Origin of the sequence: Vibrio sp. 10N.261.45.E2 (assembly GCF_002875705.1) — a bacterium.
In the GTDB taxonomy this organism is placed as follows: Bacteria; Pseudomonadota; Gammaproteobacteria; order Enterobacterales; family Vibrionaceae; genus Vibrio.
Genome location: NZ_MCZZ01000106.1, coordinates 50,184 through 66,316 on the forward strand (window position 1 = coordinate 50,184; position 16,133 = coordinate 66,316).

A 16,133-nucleotide genomic window follows, 5' to 3' on the forward strand; every position below is an offset into this window, starting at 1 on the left:
GCTCCTTACTGCGTAGAAACATTTGTATGCGAGTTTTTGTTTTTGGCGCGTTCAAGAATCTCAGTGACCGTCGAGTGATACTCCGACAACTTTTGAGTGAACTGCTGTCCATCAACTGGCTTAACGAAATAGTACACCGTGTCATTGTTTCGCACTGCGTTGACGTTAGGGATGTACTCAGAATCAGCTATGTACTCTTTCATTGGCAAGCTCATAAATGTGGCGGTAGGGAGTTTGATATCGGGGCTGGTGGATAAACCATCGGCATTGACATAACCTGTGCCTTCGAATTCGTTGTACTGCATGTGCGCTATCAGGCTGCTGTAATAGGTAAACCGTACAGCGATGACATTCGTTTCTGGGATCTGCTTTTTCAGGTTTGCATCGAACAAGCCTGTACTGAAAGGTTCAGACACTGACCGAACACCGATTCTCGTCCCGAGGAACGCGGTGTCAACGCCACTGAAATATATCGCAGCATGTGAGTCCAAGTTGGATTTTAGTGGATATCCTTCGACGCAGAGGCTTTCCCCACCATTGTATCTTTCATCGTAAAACTTCGAATCACGCGATAATGGTTTTTTGGTAAAGGATTGAAGGGTATCGAATGAAGGAACCATTGCCTCATCCATTTTAGACATAATCACTTTACACATTTCATACTCGTCTAAGCCACTATAAGTATCAGCATTTAAATACATAACTAGGTTTCTTCGATCCCAACCGTATTTTTGATCCGCTAAGATGGCCAATCCGAAACCCGTCGCCATAGAACCAAGTGGTAGTCCTAATAACGTAGAGCCGACATAGCCACCGATACCCACATCGGAAATCGCGCCTTTGGGTAAGGTTTGGTCTTCGATGATAGTTCCACTTCCAGCTGAACGGGTAACTTGCAGCGCGATACTTGATGTCCCTTTTTCCGGTATTTCATATTTTGCACTGTTCGAAGCACATGCATTCAAAAGTAATGCGGCGGTTATGACTGATGCTGTTTTGAATAAGTCCATAATTCTGTCTTCCTAAGCCAAGTGAAACTGTATGAGTATTTGTTAACTCTTCTTACATTTATACATCATGAGCAGAAAAATATAAAAAATGGCCCATCAAAAAAGGGGGGATATGGGGGGAAGGGTTCGATTTTTTTCGAATTTAGTGATGGATGTCGAAACGAGTTAACAAAGTGAATTCCCTTCGTTAATTGGACTATGTAGCTAAATTTTCACCTACGCTGATGTACATATTCAATTCCAGTAGGCAGTTCGAGTCCCGAATATGTTAAATCCAGATCAAAATCTTTGTGTGAATGCGGAAGGCCATACCATGGTTGTTGCCTTACCAGGTTCAGGCAAAACTGAAGTGTCCGTGCGATACGCCGAGCGAGTGTTATCAGTTTCTGAATTAAACGCAATTGCTATGCTGACTTTCACTGATGCCGCTGCGACCAACCTCAAGCGCAGACTCCAGTCCACGATGCCTAGAAGTCAGACTCTTCGCATCTTTCCAAGTACCTTTCATTCGATGGCTGTGCAGCTCTGGCGTCAAACTAATTCGTATAAAACGATTGTAATGGGCGGTCATTTAAACATCTACGTTGAACGTGCTATGCGTTCTTGCGGGGTGGCAATGACTTACGAGGAGGCTGAGAAAACAATAAGTACCCTTGGCCAGTACCTATCAATCCCACGCTCAGAGTTCACATCTATCAAACTTAAGTTGTTTGCTTCATATGAGAGCATCATGCGAAAAGAAGGGAAAATCGACTTAAATCAGATATCGCGTGATGTCATCCATGGTTTGCGAGATGGAACAATACGCCCAATGTCGGAAACGCTAGGGGTCACCCACATATGTGCTGATGAGTTTCAAGATTCTGACGATTTACAGTACATGTTCCTTTATGAACACGCTAAACGTGGTTGCTGCATTATGGTGGTTGGTGATGATGACCAATCAATTTACGCGTTCAGAAACGCTAGAGGAGTAGAGAACTTCCGTCGAATGCAAGCTGATTTGAACGCCAAAGCCTACAGTTTGAAAATCTGCTACCGATGTCCACCAGCTATTCTTGAAGTCGCTAACAACCTTATTCAGCATAATGTGGAGCGTATTCCCAAGGAATTAAAGTCTCACGTAGAGATGGGAGGAGTCGTTGATTGTCACGGTTTCAAAGATGAAGACCATCAGGTTGAAAGTGTCGTGGAAGGTATCCTTCGCGATCAAGGTGGATGGGCTGTACTGGCTAGAACCAATAAGGAAATCGACTCAATAGAGTTAGAGTTATCTAAGCATAAAGTGAAAATAAAACGACTAGGAGGAAAGAGCTTCTTTGAGTCAGCTGATGTGATTTGTTATATCAAACTGATGTGGATGATCACTCATCGTAATAGCCGCTATTTACAAGATTTCTTGGCGTATATGCATGAAGACGAAGTGATGATTGATTTGGCCAAAAGTTCAAAGTCAAATGGCATCGACTTTACCAGTACGGTAACAACCTTGATTCAAAGCCAATCGTTGCTGATTCATACGCAATCCATTTTTGAAATGTTTATTCATGAAGGTGTCCCACAAGAGCCAACCAAAACCGTTAATGCAGAGTATCAACGAAAAATCATCTCAATGGTGATGGCGCAACGAAATATGAATTCACCTGCAGCGCTAGGTGCCATGGCTGACATCCTTACCAAGACCGCAGCTTCTCTCGGTAGTTTAGCTAAGGCTGCCGATCAGTTTCATGACCGTATAACCAAAATTAACTCCAAAAAGGCTGAGAAGATTGCAAGTGATGAGGTGGTAATTGCCACGCTGCACGGTTCGAAAGGGCTGGAGTTTCCTAAAGTTGCCATATTGAGTTGCCAAGACGAAAGAATTCCGCAACCAGATAAAGATGGGGTGGGTGAAAAGCACTGGGAAGAGGAGCGGCGCTTACTTTACGTAGGGATAACAAGAGCGGAAAAATACTTACGTCTTTGTTTTTACAAAGAGCAATTGTCGTTTCTGCGTGAAGCCGTACCCGATAAAATTGAACTGGCCGTGAAACAGCGAAATGAAGAACCAGATTTGGCAGGTCAGAGCGAAAAACTGCAACAGCTGAAAAGCGACTTTTTAAACGCTTCATAACAAGAGCTTCCGCATATTCACTCCACGCAATAACGAAACAAAGAAAAACGGGCGACTATTTTACAAAAAGATTCCTTACTTGGGTTTTACTATAGGTGATTAACCCGAGAAATTTGTTCACTTTATTAAAGTGATTTTTTTCTCCCTTAGTTGGAGAGCTAATAGCAATTCTCCCATAGATTTATTCTATGTCCCCAGTGACTTTTTTAAGTCATAAACCTGACCCTAAAGTGGGCTATAGATTTCCCACTATGGGATTACTCTATCTATAGTTCCGCGTTATTTATTAATGAGGAATTAATTATGAAACCTTTCCGTTCAAACAATGGCCTTATCGCAATCGTAGTTACTGGTTCTCAAATTGAGAATGGCAACACGACCATTTGGGCCGATCAAGTTACCTCTTGGGTAGATGGTCAAAACCAATTGCAGTCACGTACTAATCAAATCCAGTTATTTGCCCATGGGCAAGTTGAGTTTCAGCAGGGTGTTGGTTTAGTGTGTAAAGTGTCTCTTAAGACGTGTAAATTTACTGGTAACAATAACAGCGAAGTTACACATTCTTATTATGATCTTCATAGTGTATTAGGCGAAATTGATGGCAATTCTCTGAATCAATTCGGACTCCCTTCACTGTGTAACTTTACGCTTGGCGGCAACATTGGTTCGATTGAGCAGAAAAATGCAAATGGTAGTACTTGGTACAATGTCTCAATTGCATTAACTCGTTCATTCAAAGATGAACAACAAAATTGGCAAGATGAAACCCACTGGGCTCGCCTGTCAATTTCACAGAAAACTTTTGATCAAAACTTCAAACAAGGTTTAGACAAAGGTGACTCTTTGATGGTTGAATCCGAACTTTCTACAAACAATTACACTGATAAACACGGCAATAATGTCACTGGACATGAATTCCGCGTTAGTCGTGTTCTAGGTATGGTTAAGAAGTTCGAACTTCAAAGCTTAAAAGCTGCGAATCAATCCCCACAAAACAATGGTCCAGCGCATAACAACGCGCCACAGCAAAACGCTCCACAGCAAAATGCTCCTGCGAATAACAACGCACCACAGCACAATGCTCCACAGCACAATGCTAATAATGGCCCATCGTACAATGCACCACAGCAGAATGCTCCACAGCAGAATGCAAACAATGCACAACACAATGACTCTACACAGCGTCAATTCCGACCACAATCAGGTAACGCTGGCTTCCGCCAACGTACTTATAATCAGCAATAATTCGAGGTACGCGGATATGAATTTTTCTCACCAGAAAAATGTATCTGCAGCACGAAAAAGGCGCGCTCTGCGCCTTCTTCGAAAAGCGCAGGTACTGAATAACCCCAAACTTCTTCATAAAGCAGAAATGCTCCTTGAAGACGCCAACAAAGCTTTCTTTCTCAAGACAGCTTAACCCTTTAATTAACTACCTATATTAATTTAACCCCACACTTCATTCCTGGAGGAATTAACTATGTCTAATGCTAACCCTGTGACTACTGTCGACACGAATAACCAAGCGACTTCTACTGTAGAAGAAATTGATTATTCAGAGATGATTACTGTTCGAATGGCCGACGTATTCAAACCGTTTGTGCCACCAGCAGTTACGGCAGTCATTCAGATCCCTAAACATCGTCATCCAGATGTACCTCGCGAAATCGCAGGTTATATTCCAGATGAAAAACAACTATCCCAAGTTATCTCTTGGTTTTGCTCACCACATCGACCTAACTTCATGCATATGGTTGGTCCTACTGGTTCGGGTAAAACTGATTTTATGCTTTGGCTTTGTGCTCGCCTTAATTGGCCTACTGCGCTGGTGTCTGTTAACCCGACATTACGCCCTGAAAAGATGCAAGGCCGCTGGGTGTTGATAAATGGTAAAACGGAATATGTTTATGGGCCTATCGCTGACGCCATGGAACACGGTAAATGTGTGTTACTTGATGAATGTGATAAAGGGTCTTTAGATTTTATTGCGAAACTTCACCTTCCTTCTGAGATGACGAAACCTTGGTCTATTGAAGACACAGGAAAAATCATCTACCCACACCAGAACTATCGTTTTGTAACGTTAGGCAATACTTCTGGAGAAGGGGACGTTTCAGGTTTGTATCCATCGTCTCGACGTTGGGATACGGCTTTTCGAAATCGTTCATTCGTTGTGAATTTTCCGTATTTACGTGCGGAAGTAGAAGAGAAAGTGTTACTCGGTAAATACCCGTTCTTACGAGATCACAAAAAGTTGCTTAAGAAGTTAATCCAGTTTGCTAATGCTATGCGTGACGCAATGTTAGGTCCTAATCGAGATCGAACAACCAAATCTGGTATTGGAACGGCTTTTTCAACTCGTGTGCTTTTATCTTGGTGCTACTACATTCAAATTAATGGTGATAGAGCTCCATTGCGTGCTTCGTTTGATAATATTTTTTGGAATGGCTGCGACACTCGTGACAAAGCTGATATCGAAAAGATTATTGATCAAGTATTCAAAGATAAGAATGGCCATATTCTCGATCAACCGTATCCATGGTTGAAAGAGCAATCAAAAAAGTAACAAGCAGTGATTCAGAGTGTGATGATGCTGATTTGCCAAGATCAGAGTTAGACGGTCTAGATATCAGTTCAGTCAAGTTCTATATGTATCATTGCAGTGACAATGGAAGTAATAAGCTTTGGGGATATGAGTACCATGGTGCCGACACACTTGTTGTCTACGGGGCCAAAGGTCAAAAGCTTAACTTCTATCGTAAAACCCATCAGTCTGAGTTACTAGCTCGTAGCTACATAGACAAAAAAGTTAAAGAGAAAATGAAGAAGAAATATACGTTTCTACATATATCTTCTTTTGATGCAGCCCAACTTAGGTTCGCTACTCCTTAACAAACCTACCTAACCCATTCAGGGACTTGACTCCCTGACCGGGATCAGTCCCTCCAATTTTTATTCCCTGGAGGAATTATGAAAGACATCAACGATACCCAAACTCTTGATATCGATACAGTAGCTCAAAATCAACTTGACCAAGTGGATCAACAAGATGGCGAATTTGCTAATCGACTCGAACAAGGTCTTGTGATTATCGATGTAACGACTTCTGGCCGTGACGGAGAAAAAACTTTAGCGAATGCTAAAACTCTCTTGGACGAAAAGGAAGTGAATTCAAAGATTGCTCGTAAAGCCCGTATTGAGTGGTTTCCCCGTTCTGAGTTGCAGTTTAAGAACACGCTGGAAACAAAGGCACGTCGCGCTATTTCAGCCCGAGGTGTTCGATATGGACGCGTTACTGCGATACCAGTTGATGAACTTGATGCTCTACTCGTTGAACTCAATACAATCAAAGCCGAGTTTTATTCAGAAGTGGCCGACCGTGCAAATCGCTATGACACCATAGTCGAAGAGCATAAGAAAGCTAACCCTGATATGGCCGAAGTAATTGAGTCGTTGAAAACACCAAAAGATGATTTCTTTAGACGTTTTCAATTCAACGTGTTACCGCCGATGGCGTTCAAACCTTATTTCAATGATGACCAGCAGGCAGCTGTTGATCACATCGTAGAGGGAATTTTGGATAATGTCGCGGAGCAAGCTGTTGTGGTTTACGACAAAATTATTGGTAAAGGTTCAATGATTCAACGAACTTTCAAACCGATAAGAGCTATTCGTGATTACGTTTACTCAATGTCGTTCCAACACACTGTGTTTGACCGATTGGTTGATGAACTTGATGAGGCGTTCGATACCTTACCCAAAACTGGGAATATTGAAGGCTCTGACATGACCTACGCGGTTAAATTGGTACATAACCTTACAGAACGTGGCTCCATCTTAAATGGCATTGTGCCGGTGATGGAAGTCGCAGATGAATCTGAACCGAGAATTATTGACGCGATTAAGGACTCAGTAGTTTCTACTGAATCTAATGGCGACAAGAGTGCTCCTGTATATGAAGAAGTCACTGGCGAAACGTCAACGACTGGCTTCTGGTTCGGCTAACCCCACCTACCTAACCTAATGAGCTCCTTCGGGAGCTCTATCCTACTTTTTTGGAGGAACATCCTATGGCTTCAATTCAAGAAGTTCAGAATACAATGCGAGTCATTACTGATATTCATGCACGTTTTGACGTCAATATCTATTTTGATCATCGAACTTGCTATACGAACGGCAAAGATATTTACATCAATGCTGGCGACCCTTCTGATGAAGTTTGGTCACGACTTGTAGAAGCAAAAATTACGCACGAAGCTGGTGGTCATTTAAGATTCAGTGACTTCTCAGTATTCGAGAAACACCTCAAAGGTAAATCAAGTACGTTTTTATCAATCAACAATATTATTGAAGATTGTCGTGTAGAAACGGCTTGTATGAATGAATTTTCGGGAGCCTACTGGGTTTTTCAGAAAATGACATACGACTTACTAGAAGAGGGATACTTTCAAGAGCCAATAATAAGTGATGGCCCCGCTGGGTTGTTATTTGCTTGGTTATTGTACTCAGGGCGTGGTATCGCAATTGAAGGGCAATCTCACCTAAAGAACATTGGTGATGATGCACGAGAGCTGCTTTTGCAGTTAGGAACTCCGAACTCTCCGATTTTTGATGAAATTGAAAAACGGATGATTCATTGGGGTAACTTGCCTTCTACAGTAGCCGCGATAGATGAAACCATAGAAGTTATGGCTTTATTAAAGCGCCTTTCTCAAGAGCAACCACAACCACCACAGCAACAGCAATCGCCAATTCAGGACTCAGGTTCAGATACAGACGATGACTCAGATGGTCAGGACTCAGGTTCAGATACAGACGATGATTCAGATGGTCAGGGCTCAGGTTCAGATACAGACGATGATTCAGATGGTCAGGGCTCAGGTTCAGATTCAGATGATGACTCAGATGGTCAGGGCTCAGGTTCAGATTCAGACGATGACTCAGATGGTCAGGACTCAGGTTCAGATACAGATGAAGCTTCAGATGGTCAGGGCTCAGGTTCAGCTCAAGGCTCTTCCAAACGTAATCCATTAACGGATGAAGAGTTTCAGAGTTTGGGTGAAGCATTAGTCGATCTACATGACCTTATAAACAAGGCGATTAATAAGCATGCTTCAGAGAATCCAGCATCTTATGAAGACATCAGCCAGTACAACGTCACGCCAGAGCTTAATGCGCGTATGTTATCTGTGCCAATCCAAAGCAGTGTTAACTCAGGCGCTCGTGCGATCAAACGTATTATCGAATCGCAGATGTGGGCTAAAGAGGCTGTACCCATCATGTACGATGAATCTGGTAGCGATTTTGATTGTGATTTACTTGCGGGTGTACCTGCCGGGAACAGTCGAATCTTTTATACAGAAGATATCGTTGAGACTCATAAATCGTCATTCGTTATTGCGATTGATATTTCTGGTTCAATGGGTGTACCTGTCAAAGATAGCGTTGGTGATCGCACTGGCTACTGTCGATTGGAAGTTGCTCAGAAAGCCGCTTTATCGGTTGCGACTGCACTTGAAGAGTTGGATGTACCAGTATCAGTGTTGTATTTCAATACGAGCACTTATGTCGGAAAGTCATTCAATGAGTCTATGATGCAATGCTATCCGCGAATAGGTGTTGGCCCTGGTGATGGGACAGAAACAAATAGGGCTGTCTTAGCTGCACGTAAAGAGTTTAAAAAGCTCGATATGGCAAGCAGAAAGCAATTACTTGTTGTTACTGATGGTTGTCCAGCTGATATACATGCGGTTGAAACTGAGGTGCAGCAATGTACTGCCGAAGGGATTGATGTTGCGTCAATCAATATATGCGAATCAAGGTACGGAGGCATTCCAAATTATCAAGTGATACAGGATGCTGATGACCTTCCCGCTGTGTTGGATGACATGATTCAACAGAACTTGTTGTCATCGATTGAAATTAGTTAAACGTAACTGTGACGCTCTTCGGAGCGTCCCTTTTAGGAGGTCAAAATGAGCAATTATAGAAGATCAAAAATCCAAGATGTACATGCGTTAGTGATGCGTCATGGTGGCTGGTCCTCAGTGTTCAAATGTTACGGTGAACTGACTGAGGCGATGCGAAAATCTTCAAATGGCGTTTCTAAAGCTGTATCAGATCCATTCACTGGCAAAGGCAAAACTGTCTTTCGCTTGTACAAAGATTGGAACGAGTCTGGTGGCGGTTATTACAATGGTAAGGGTCGTATTGGTGATGGTATTGATATGGTCGCTTGGCTTGAAAATTGTAATAAATCGAAGGCGATGGACATTATCTTAGATATTTTGGGGGAGTCTACAGACAACATTTCTCAGCGAGAAGTGAAGGCCGTAGCCGCCCAAAAAGAAGAGAAAGCTGTTCTGAGTCCTGAAGCTATAAGCAAACGCCAATGGATTTTGCAAAAGGTTGAGCATGAGGCATTGTCTGTCACTGAATCCGAAATAGGTATTAACTACTTGGTATCTCGCGGATTAGGTGACATTCAAATACCTTGCAACGTTGGGTTTCACTCAAAGCTTAAAATGTGGGACTCACAAAGCAACGAAGTGTATTTACCGGGCATTGTTTTATACATTCAAAATTTGAAAGGAGAGGCTATTGCTTTTCATCGAATTTTTTTGAATGACGATGGCTCAGATAAATCACCGTTACTTGATAACCCTAAAATGCAAATGTCACCTATCGAGGATCCTCGCGGTGCATCAATACAGTTTGGTATGCCTTTAATCTGTAAAGACGAAATGGGTAATACACGAATTGTGTTAGGTGTTGGAGAAGGTCCTGAAACCTGTTTGGCTTGCCAGCATGCTGAGAGCATTCCGGTTTGGTCAGGTATCTCTTCTACTTTAATGGAGCTGATCGATATTCCTTTCGAAGTAACCGACTTGGTTATTTTTAAAGATAAAGATCGCCTTACAAAAGGAAAAGACATGCCGGAAGGAGACAGAGCTGCCTTGTCATTGAAGGAACGTGTAGAGAAAAATATGAATCACTGCAAAGTGACCATTGCAACTCCACCGAGTCCTATCAAGGAGATGGCAAAATCACAAGACTGGCTTGATGAGTGGTGTGATTCTGGTTATCAGAATTTCATCGGTTACTTAGCCAAAAACAAGCTGACACCTATTGGGTATCTCGATAGAGAATTTAACGATGTCGCTTAAATAAGCACTAGCCTTCCTTCGGGGAGGCTTTTTGCATTTACACCATTTACCGGCTGGTCTAAATGCAAAAAAGCTCAAGAAGTCATGGGGCGCTGTATAACGACGTAAACAAAGGAGAGTCTGAAATGGTCATTGGGTCTTGGTACACAGTCGATGGTAAACACATCAAGGGGCTTTCAGAGCTGCAGTTCCCTAATATGGACAAAGCGCGAAGTCAAATCGAGGCAACGTATGAATGTATCCTCCTCGAAGAGTCGGAGAGGTTAGGGTGGATCTTACTGCAAGTAAAAGCGCTCGTGCCGATAAAAGATGGAACGAAACAACGGAAATCAACCTTGAGGCTACTGTTAAGCCATTAGTGGATGAAAATACAAGTGGTACGTAAACAGGCAAAACTCAGTCAGTAATTGGCAAAATGAAGCCAGAAATGATGTTAACTGTAATTGATTAACCCGAGAAATTTTTCACTTTATTAAAGTGATAATTCCTCATCCAGTTAGGATGCTGTTGCAATATCCTCTTGTCTTATGACATGTCCCCATTGACTTTGAACCCCAAGTCACAAAAACCTACCCATAGGGAACAATACGATCCCTATTACCATAGGTTGCGTTTGTTCCTTTATTCCTTGGAGGAATGACCATGCGCAACTCTATTATTGATGCAGCTTTAGCAAACTATGCGTCTTCTATGACTCGTTATATCTGCAACGACAACCCGTTGGACCTACAAATAGCGCAATGCGCTGTCCGTTGGATCAACGCCTCTCTTGAGCTTACTGGCCGTGAACATTTCCGAACTACATCAAATGGACTACTCAATGTCCCATTTCTTTTAGATCAGAAACACCACGATAACTTTGCTTTAGACAGTTGGTTTCTGGCCGAGACTTTATTTGTTCCAAGTACCGACTTGATCAAGCAATCGCTTAAACCTGGTGACATCATCAAGATGATTCACATGAACGATATTGACCCAATTGATGCAGGCGAACTTGGTCAAATCAAGCGTATCGACGATATAGGAACATTGCATATGCAATGGGACAACGGTCGTACTCTTGGTATTTGCATGTCTGCTGGAGATTTATTCGAGGTTTATTATGCGAGTTAACAACACACCTATTCCAAGTGATTCTTGTACGGCGCTTGTCGCACTAGAAAGAGCTGGATACGAAGTAAAATCTGAATGCCGAAATGGTTTTTGTGGCGCTTGTCGTCTGAAAGCTTCTGGCACTCCCACTTACTTGAATGACCCTATTGGATATATGCAAGACGGTGAAGTACTTGTTTGTTGCGTTGATTCGCAATCAGACATTGACATCGAACTGCCTTAATTACCCAAAACCTCAACAAACTCAACGTCAATCAAAGACATTGAATTTGTATACCCCCAATTCCTATGGAGGAAACCCTTATGTCATATGAAATCATTTATGAGAAATTTGCTACGTTCTGTCCTGCAGATGCAGTAAATCAACAAAAGAAAGACTTTCTAAACAAACATCTCAATATCAATTGTTCCACTATGAGCGATTACGATATCGATTGTGAACTTTTCAACCGGTTCAAGATCATCGCAAACGATGACTTTCACATGCTTCAACTTTTAATTGGTTCGTCCAATTGTGTTGATACAGAGTCAGGAAAGCGCACTCGCGATTGGATGTATTGTGGTGTCGACACTGAGTATTCACTATTCCAAAAATTTGGATGTGAATGGTGTCGAAGTGTTGAAAGTGGCGATTTAAAGCCTAATGGCCGCTGGGCAACCCCTGAAGGTTGGCTTAAATCATTACGATTGGCGTTCAAGCAAGCAGTGAGTTATGAGGCTATGCCTTATTGTCATTCCATGTCTTTTTGGATCGTCAAACCGACAACCTGGGAAGATCAATACAAACTTAAGCAGTTTGAATCGATTGTATCCAGCTTTGGTGCCGACATCATGGAAAGAAGTTGGTTTGGAACTCCCAAGTTATATTGCTCATTTAGCCCCGAGTCGATGTTTGAAATGTATCTTTTTCAAGAGCTTTCAATTCGTTTCTTTGGCGCTCGTGCATTTAACACGTCGAGTCCGAGTTTGCACCTAGTCAAACAAAGAGCTATCTAGCTCAACCTCTTAAACCTTACCCATTAGCAGGGACTTTCTTCCCTGTGGGAAGTCGTCCCTTCAAAACCTTAATTGTTCTTGGAGGAACTGAATATGATCACTTCAGATATGCTTTTAACTGCAGCAAAACCCTTCGGATTACCAATCGTTGCGATTGATGATGTTGAAGCCGATGCCCGTAGCCTAAATCGTACTCGCCGTGAAACCCCGACGACTCAATTTCTTTGGGTAGTTAAGCCTTGTGGCAGTGTCTTATTTCCAATTGGAAAAGGCGTGAACCCACACTTCGTAACTTTTTGTTTTGAAGCAAATCATCAAGCGTTCTTGATAGAAAATGACGATATCTTGCCAATTGAAACCGAAGAAGCAGAGCAACTTTCATGCAAACTTCCTTTCGATGTGCAGGGTATTCGATATCAAGAAACACTGGTACGTAAAGTCACTCAATTACTGAGCAATGCTTGCGTGCATTCTTCTGCTCTTGCGGAATGTGGCTTAGATGAAAACTCAAGCTGGAAGTCATGGCAACGTTGGTTCGAAGATCTAAATCATCCAGTCATGGCTGCGTTTATGTCTCTTTGTATCAAGCGTTCGATTGAACTGACGGAGGCAAACTAATGAATCGTAAAACTTTAGAAATTCAACGTCCATACCGTCAAATTGATGATGGTCGTAGCTTTATGATTGCTCAACGTGTATTGCGATTGCCTGATGAAGACTCTGGCCTTTCTCATTCCATTGTTCGATTCGAAAACAGTCGTGTTGGTTTTGGATGCTTAAAGCTGAAAAGACGAACGGCAATCCGAATCACCAATAAAAAGAATGGTCAATGGATCATCAGATATTGCATGGGCAATGGCGGCAAGATTAAAGGACTGAACAAAGAGTTTATTGCTATCGACTACGATGGCGTGAACGAACTTGGGGTGACCTTTAATAAAGACGTTCATTTGTCTGTCGATAGAGCCGACTGGTGGGACATTACAAGATGGTTTTGGTCGTTCCCAGATCTCAATGTAAAGCTTTCCTTTCGTTTAGGTTTGATTGGATTTCTTTTAGGGATAATCAGTTTAGCTGACTTAATTGCAAAGCTATTTATAGCTTAAACCCCTGTGGGTCCGATACCCATTAGGGCGGTCCCCTCATTTCAAGAGGCATACCATGAATGAACTAACACCTACATCGCAAGATGTCGAAGCCCCTCGCTCTGTTTTGGAGTTTTTACACTCATTAACAGAGTCGAAGTATTTTTATTGTGAGGCCGCTGGCTCGTATCTTTGTGAAGTACCTGACACACAATTGCTCGATGATAAAGCCAAGTGGCTCGAATTCATTGAAGACAATAAACGTGAACCAGTCGAAAACTTCAGCGCAGAGTTGGTTGAAAGGATGATTTCTGATCGTGCGGATACATTGCATAGTTCAGCGTTAGACATTCTGAAATCATTTCTAGGCACTGTACCTAAAACTGAGGTCGAAGCTCTTCAAGATGGCGCAGTTGCTGATATTTGGTACGACGCTTCTGACCACGGAGACACTAGCGCCGCAGCAATCATTGAACAGACGCAAGATGCCATGGGCATTATTGCTGACTTCTTAACGAAGTAACCAACCTTAAAGGAATTTTCCTTTTACTCCCTGTGGGGCATACGTCCCGTAGGGGAGTTGTGTGTCTCATCGGATAACCAGCTTATCTAGAGGAACACATTATGGGCTTTTTTTCTTTCAAAACCGCTGACACAAAACAGTCGATTTTTAACACGTTTACTGAGAAGTGTCGTCCAGTGTATCTGCTCCAACCCAACAACGAAGAGCCAATATATGAACCGGCTTATGAAGGTTATGGTGTTTTCGGCGGTGTTGATGCTTATGCATGGTTAGCGAAACATAATTTGCCAACAACAGTCACGAACTCATACGACGACGATGAGCTCCGAACTCTGGGGATACGATTGGCCTTCGGCTTGGACTCTTTTGAATACGATAACCATCTATTCATTAAAGAGAATGAGTTGGCCGTGATAACACAGGTAAACCCTGCACTGCTTGAACGCGAGTTTACCCAATTCCATGCCTTTTCCGATTTCATTATCGTGAACGGCGAGGAAATTAGACCAAACGATCTCCCATCGCATTTGAGAACTGGCCTGCAATTAGCACCAGTTAATTACCCATTAAAATTCAGTTTCAGAAAAGGTAAGCAATACAGTGATTGCCCTGCTTCTGAGAACTGTCCATATCAAGGTTACTTTATTTAACCCCATACCTTGATACAACCCACCACTACCCGTGAGGGATCTTCCCTCATAGGGATAGATCCCTCAAAATTTGGAGGAATCTATCGTGGAATCAGCCTATTTAGATGACACCGACCATATCTTAATCAAAGCGTTATCCCAAGAAGATATGCCGATAAACGAAATTGCCAAAAAGTTTGAAGTACCAATTGCCAACATAGCGATGTCATTAGACACCTGCCATTTTGCAATTACTGACAACATTTTGCGTAAGAACTCTCAGCTTGGAAAAATGAGAATGACTGCAATTGGTATCGAGAAACGATGCTCTTTGTGCAATCAATTTTTTCCTTTAACTAAAGAATTTTGGCACGTCAAGCGCACCACTAAACACGGTCAACGTGAGATGGGAACTTGCAAAAATTGTGAAGCTGAAAAAAAACGCCGCCAAGAACTGGATGGTCGTTTGAAAGACTTAGGAGGTAAAATGAGCTTTTCTACACGTTACCTTAATACATAACTACCTAGCTTGTAGTCCAGATGAAAAGTCACCCATTGGGGTGACTTTTCATAACTCAAAATGATACGACTGAATTATCCCCTCCTAACACCGCGCCCTCGAAGTTCAATTTCATTGAAATACTTTCTAAATACCAAGACGTATGTTGCATAACCGATCTAACACAATTAACAACTTCAACGGGTTAGGTAACAAATGAATAAGCAAAAGACTATAACGCAAGCAATCAACCTCATCGGAAGCTGGAACCTGGCTGGTGGCAACTCTCAAGCCTTTTCTGACTTCGTATTCTACTGGGCATTTGCGCATACCAATCAACATAAGCAAGAAACAGAGTTTGGTGCTCAAGCTTCTGAAAAAGATGGTGTGGTAGAGCTTGCGCAGCTACTGACCGATGCAATGTTAAATGGATACAGTGACCCAATTGGTGACATCTTGATTCAGCTTGGGGTCAACGAAGAGCCTAAACAAACCAACAAACTCGAAGGTAACGAAATTTTGGGTCAAATGATGGGGCTCAATGAGAATGAAATTTACGAGCCCTTTTGTGGAACCGGTAGCCTAACTATGGAACAGATGCAGGTTTATTGTGAAAAGAACATGCAGCAAAACAATCCTCTCAGCGCTTACACATATCACCTTGAAGAAATTAAACCGCTTAATTGTGCAGCCGCAGTAATTCAAATCTTTCATAAGCTCGAATATCTATCGATGAAGTTCAATGCCGCTGTTATTCCTGCACATTTAAAAATAATCAATATCGATCCATTAACCCGCAAGGAGGGGACTCAACATTATGTTGCCAGCAAAATGTCAGAAGCTGAAACAATTAATTATGAATTGATGTCGCGCCGTTCGTGTGATGACTCGATTCACTAACGGTGAGGTCATATAAGCGCATCAAAAACATGATGACGAATTAAAGTCTATTGTCACATAAATACATGTAAATCATATGCAACTCGATACATTTTGAAG

18 protein-coding genes are annotated in these 16,133 nt (G+C 42.3%); 17 read left to right on the forward strand and 1 reads right to left on the reverse strand.

What is annotated here, in order from left to right:
* Positions 1–5: 5 nt before the first annotated feature.
* The gene (locus BCT34_RS06580; protein WP_102305792.1) at positions 6–1,010 is read right to left on the reverse strand and encodes a hypothetical protein; all 1,005 of its coding nucleotides are present in this window, start codon (positions 1,008–1,010) and stop codon (positions 6–8) included.
* Between the two features lie 265 nt (positions 1,011–1,275).
* Between BCT34_RS06580 and BCT34_RS06585 the strand changes: the two genes are divergently transcribed.
* The 17 genes from BCT34_RS06585 to BCT34_RS06665 all read left to right on the forward strand — a co-directional run bounded on the left by BCT34_RS06585 (position 1,276) and on the right by BCT34_RS06665 (position 16,034).
* Positions 1,276–3,123 (forward strand): ATP-dependent helicase, encoded by a 1,848-nt coding sequence (locus tag BCT34_RS06585; protein ID WP_102305793.1) that lies wholly within the window; start codon positions 1,276–1,278, stop codon positions 3,121–3,123.
* A 303-nt stretch (positions 3,124–3,426) separates the two neighbouring features.
* Positions 3,427–4,368 carry a single-stranded DNA-binding protein gene (locus BCT34_RS06590; protein ID WP_102305794.1) on the forward strand — a complete coding sequence of 314 codons (942 nt, stop codon included), beginning with the start codon at positions 3,427–3,429 and terminating at the stop codon, positions 4,366–4,368.
* Between the two features lie 16 nt (positions 4,369–4,384).
* On the forward strand, positions 4,385–4,543 hold the full coding sequence (locus BCT34_RS24305; protein WP_154723760.1) for a hypothetical protein: 159 nt from the start codon (positions 4,385–4,387) through the stop codon (positions 4,541–4,543).
* A gap of 60 nt (positions 4,544–4,603) precedes the next feature.
* Entirely contained in the window at positions 4,604–5,689 is a 1,086-nt protein-coding gene (locus BCT34_RS06595; protein WP_102305795.1) for an AAA family ATPase, read from the forward strand.
* A 404-nt stretch (positions 5,690–6,093) separates the two neighbouring features.
* Positions 6,094–7,128: a DUF3150 domain-containing protein gene (locus BCT34_RS06605; protein ID WP_102305797.1), complete on the forward strand. Its 1,035-nt coding sequence runs from the start codon at positions 6,094–6,096 to the stop codon at positions 7,126–7,128.
* Positions 7,129–7,193: 65 nt separating this feature from the next.
* Positions 7,194–9,053, forward strand: a complete 1,860-nt coding sequence (locus BCT34_RS06610) for a hypothetical protein (RefSeq protein WP_102305798.1) — start codon at positions 7,194–7,196, stop codon at positions 9,051–9,053.
* Between the two features lie 45 nt (positions 9,054–9,098).
* On the forward strand, positions 9,099–10,289 hold the full coding sequence (locus BCT34_RS06615; RefSeq protein WP_102305799.1) for a toprim domain-containing protein: 1,191 nt from the start codon (positions 9,099–9,101) through the stop codon (positions 10,287–10,289).
* Between the two features lie 62 nt (positions 10,290–10,351).
* The gene (locus tag BCT34_RS06620; RefSeq protein WP_133150990.1) at positions 10,352–10,648 is read left to right on the forward strand and encodes a hypothetical protein; all 297 of its coding nucleotides are present in this window, start codon (positions 10,352–10,354) and stop codon (positions 10,646–10,648) included.
* Positions 10,649–10,931: 283 nt separating this feature from the next.
* Positions 10,932–11,402, forward strand: coding sequence for a DUF4314 domain-containing protein (locus BCT34_RS06625; RefSeq protein WP_198594886.1), 471 nt, complete (start codon positions 10,932–10,934; stop codon positions 11,400–11,402).
* Entirely contained in the window at positions 11,392–11,625 is a 234-nt protein-coding gene (locus BCT34_RS06630; protein WP_102305801.1) for a 2Fe-2S iron-sulfur cluster-binding protein, read from the forward strand. The genes BCT34_RS06625 and BCT34_RS06630 overlap by 11 nt, the downstream gene beginning before the upstream one ends.
* Before the next feature lie 80 nt (positions 11,626–11,705).
* Positions 11,706–12,398 (forward strand): hypothetical protein, encoded by a 693-nt coding sequence (locus BCT34_RS06635; RefSeq protein ID WP_102305802.1) that lies wholly within the window; start codon positions 11,706–11,708, stop codon positions 12,396–12,398.
* A 93-nt stretch (positions 12,399–12,491) separates the two neighbouring features.
* Entirely contained in the window at positions 12,492–13,016 is a 525-nt protein-coding gene (locus BCT34_RS06640; protein ID WP_102305803.1) for a hypothetical protein, read from the forward strand.
* Positions 13,016–13,504: a hypothetical protein gene (locus tag BCT34_RS06645; RefSeq protein WP_102305804.1), complete on the forward strand. Its 489-nt coding sequence runs from the start codon at positions 13,016–13,018 to the stop codon at positions 13,502–13,504. The genes BCT34_RS06640 and BCT34_RS06645 overlap by 1 nt, the downstream gene beginning before the upstream one ends.
* Before the next feature lie 55 nt (positions 13,505–13,559).
* The gene (locus BCT34_RS06650; protein ID WP_102305805.1) at positions 13,560–14,006 is read left to right on the forward strand and encodes a hypothetical protein; all 447 of its coding nucleotides are present in this window, start codon (positions 13,560–13,562) and stop codon (positions 14,004–14,006) included.
* A gap of 101 nt (positions 14,007–14,107) precedes the next feature.
* A complete protein-coding gene (locus BCT34_RS06655; RefSeq protein ID WP_102305806.1) occupies positions 14,108–14,656 on the forward strand; it encodes a hypothetical protein in 549 nt (182 codons plus the stop codon).
* A gap of 85 nt (positions 14,657–14,741) precedes the next feature.
* Positions 14,742–15,155, forward strand: a complete 414-nt coding sequence (locus BCT34_RS06660; RefSeq protein WP_102305807.1) for a hypothetical protein — start codon at positions 14,742–14,744, stop codon at positions 15,153–15,155.
* Between the two features lie 195 nt (positions 15,156–15,350).
* A complete protein-coding gene (locus BCT34_RS06665; protein ID WP_102305808.1) occupies positions 15,351–16,034 on the forward strand; it encodes a hypothetical protein in 684 nt (227 codons plus the stop codon).
* Positions 16,035–16,133 lie beyond the last annotated feature (99 nt).

What these genes read in the sequence shown, in the direction of transcription:
- BCT34_RS06650 (WP_102305805.1), top strand. Translation starts at nt 13,560, where the DNA reads ATGAATGAACTAACACCTACATCGCAAGATGTCGAAGCCCCTCGCTCT.
- BCT34_RS06635 (WP_102305802.1), top strand. Translation starts at nt 11,706, where the DNA reads ATGTCATATGAAATCATTTATGAGAAATTTGCTACGTTCTGTCCTGCA.
- BCT34_RS06590 (WP_102305794.1), top strand. Translation starts at nt 3,427, where the DNA reads ATGAAACCTTTCCGTTCAAACAATGGCCTTATCGCAATCGTAGTTACT.
- BCT34_RS06605 (WP_102305797.1), top strand. Translation starts at nt 6,094, where the DNA reads ATGAAAGACATCAACGATACCCAAACTCTTGATATCGATACAGTAGCT.
- BCT34_RS06665 (WP_102305808.1), top strand. Translation starts at nt 15,351, where the DNA reads ATGAATAAGCAAAAGACTATAACGCAAGCAATCAACCTCATCGGAAGC.
- BCT34_RS06625 (WP_198594886.1), top strand. Translation starts at nt 10,932, where the DNA reads ATGCGCAACTCTATTATTGATGCAGCTTTAGCAAACTATGCGTCTTCT.
- BCT34_RS06620 (WP_133150990.1), top strand. Translation starts at nt 10,352, where the DNA reads ATGCAAAAAAGCTCAAGAAGTCATGGGGCGCTGTATAACGACGTAAAC.
- BCT34_RS06615 (WP_102305799.1), top strand. Translation starts at nt 9,099, where the DNA reads ATGAGCAATTATAGAAGATCAAAAATCCAAGATGTACATGCGTTAGTG.
- BCT34_RS06580 (WP_102305792.1), bottom strand. Translation starts at nt 1,010, where the DNA reads ATGGACTTATTCAAAACAGCATCAGTCATAACCGCCGCATTACTTTTG.
- BCT34_RS06645 (WP_102305804.1), top strand. Translation starts at nt 13,016, where the DNA reads ATGAATCGTAAAACTTTAGAAATTCAACGTCCATACCGTCAAATTGAT.
- BCT34_RS06585 (WP_102305793.1), top strand. Translation starts at nt 1,276, where the DNA reads ATGTTAAATCCAGATCAAAATCTTTGTGTGAATGCGGAAGGCCATACC.
- BCT34_RS24305 (WP_154723760.1), top strand. Translation starts at nt 4,385, where the DNA reads ATGAATTTTTCTCACCAGAAAAATGTATCTGCAGCACGAAAAAGGCGC.
- BCT34_RS06630 (WP_102305801.1), top strand. Translation starts at nt 11,392, where the DNA reads ATGCGAGTTAACAACACACCTATTCCAAGTGATTCTTGTACGGCGCTT.
- BCT34_RS06640 (WP_102305803.1), top strand. Translation starts at nt 12,492, where the DNA reads ATGATCACTTCAGATATGCTTTTAACTGCAGCAAAACCCTTCGGATTA.
- BCT34_RS06610 (WP_102305798.1), top strand. Translation starts at nt 7,194, where the DNA reads ATGGCTTCAATTCAAGAAGTTCAGAATACAATGCGAGTCATTACTGAT.
- BCT34_RS06655 (WP_102305806.1), top strand. Translation starts at nt 14,108, where the DNA reads ATGGGCTTTTTTTCTTTCAAAACCGCTGACACAAAACAGTCGATTTTT.
- BCT34_RS06595 (WP_102305795.1), top strand. Translation starts at nt 4,604, where the DNA reads ATGTCTAATGCTAACCCTGTGACTACTGTCGACACGAATAACCAAGCG.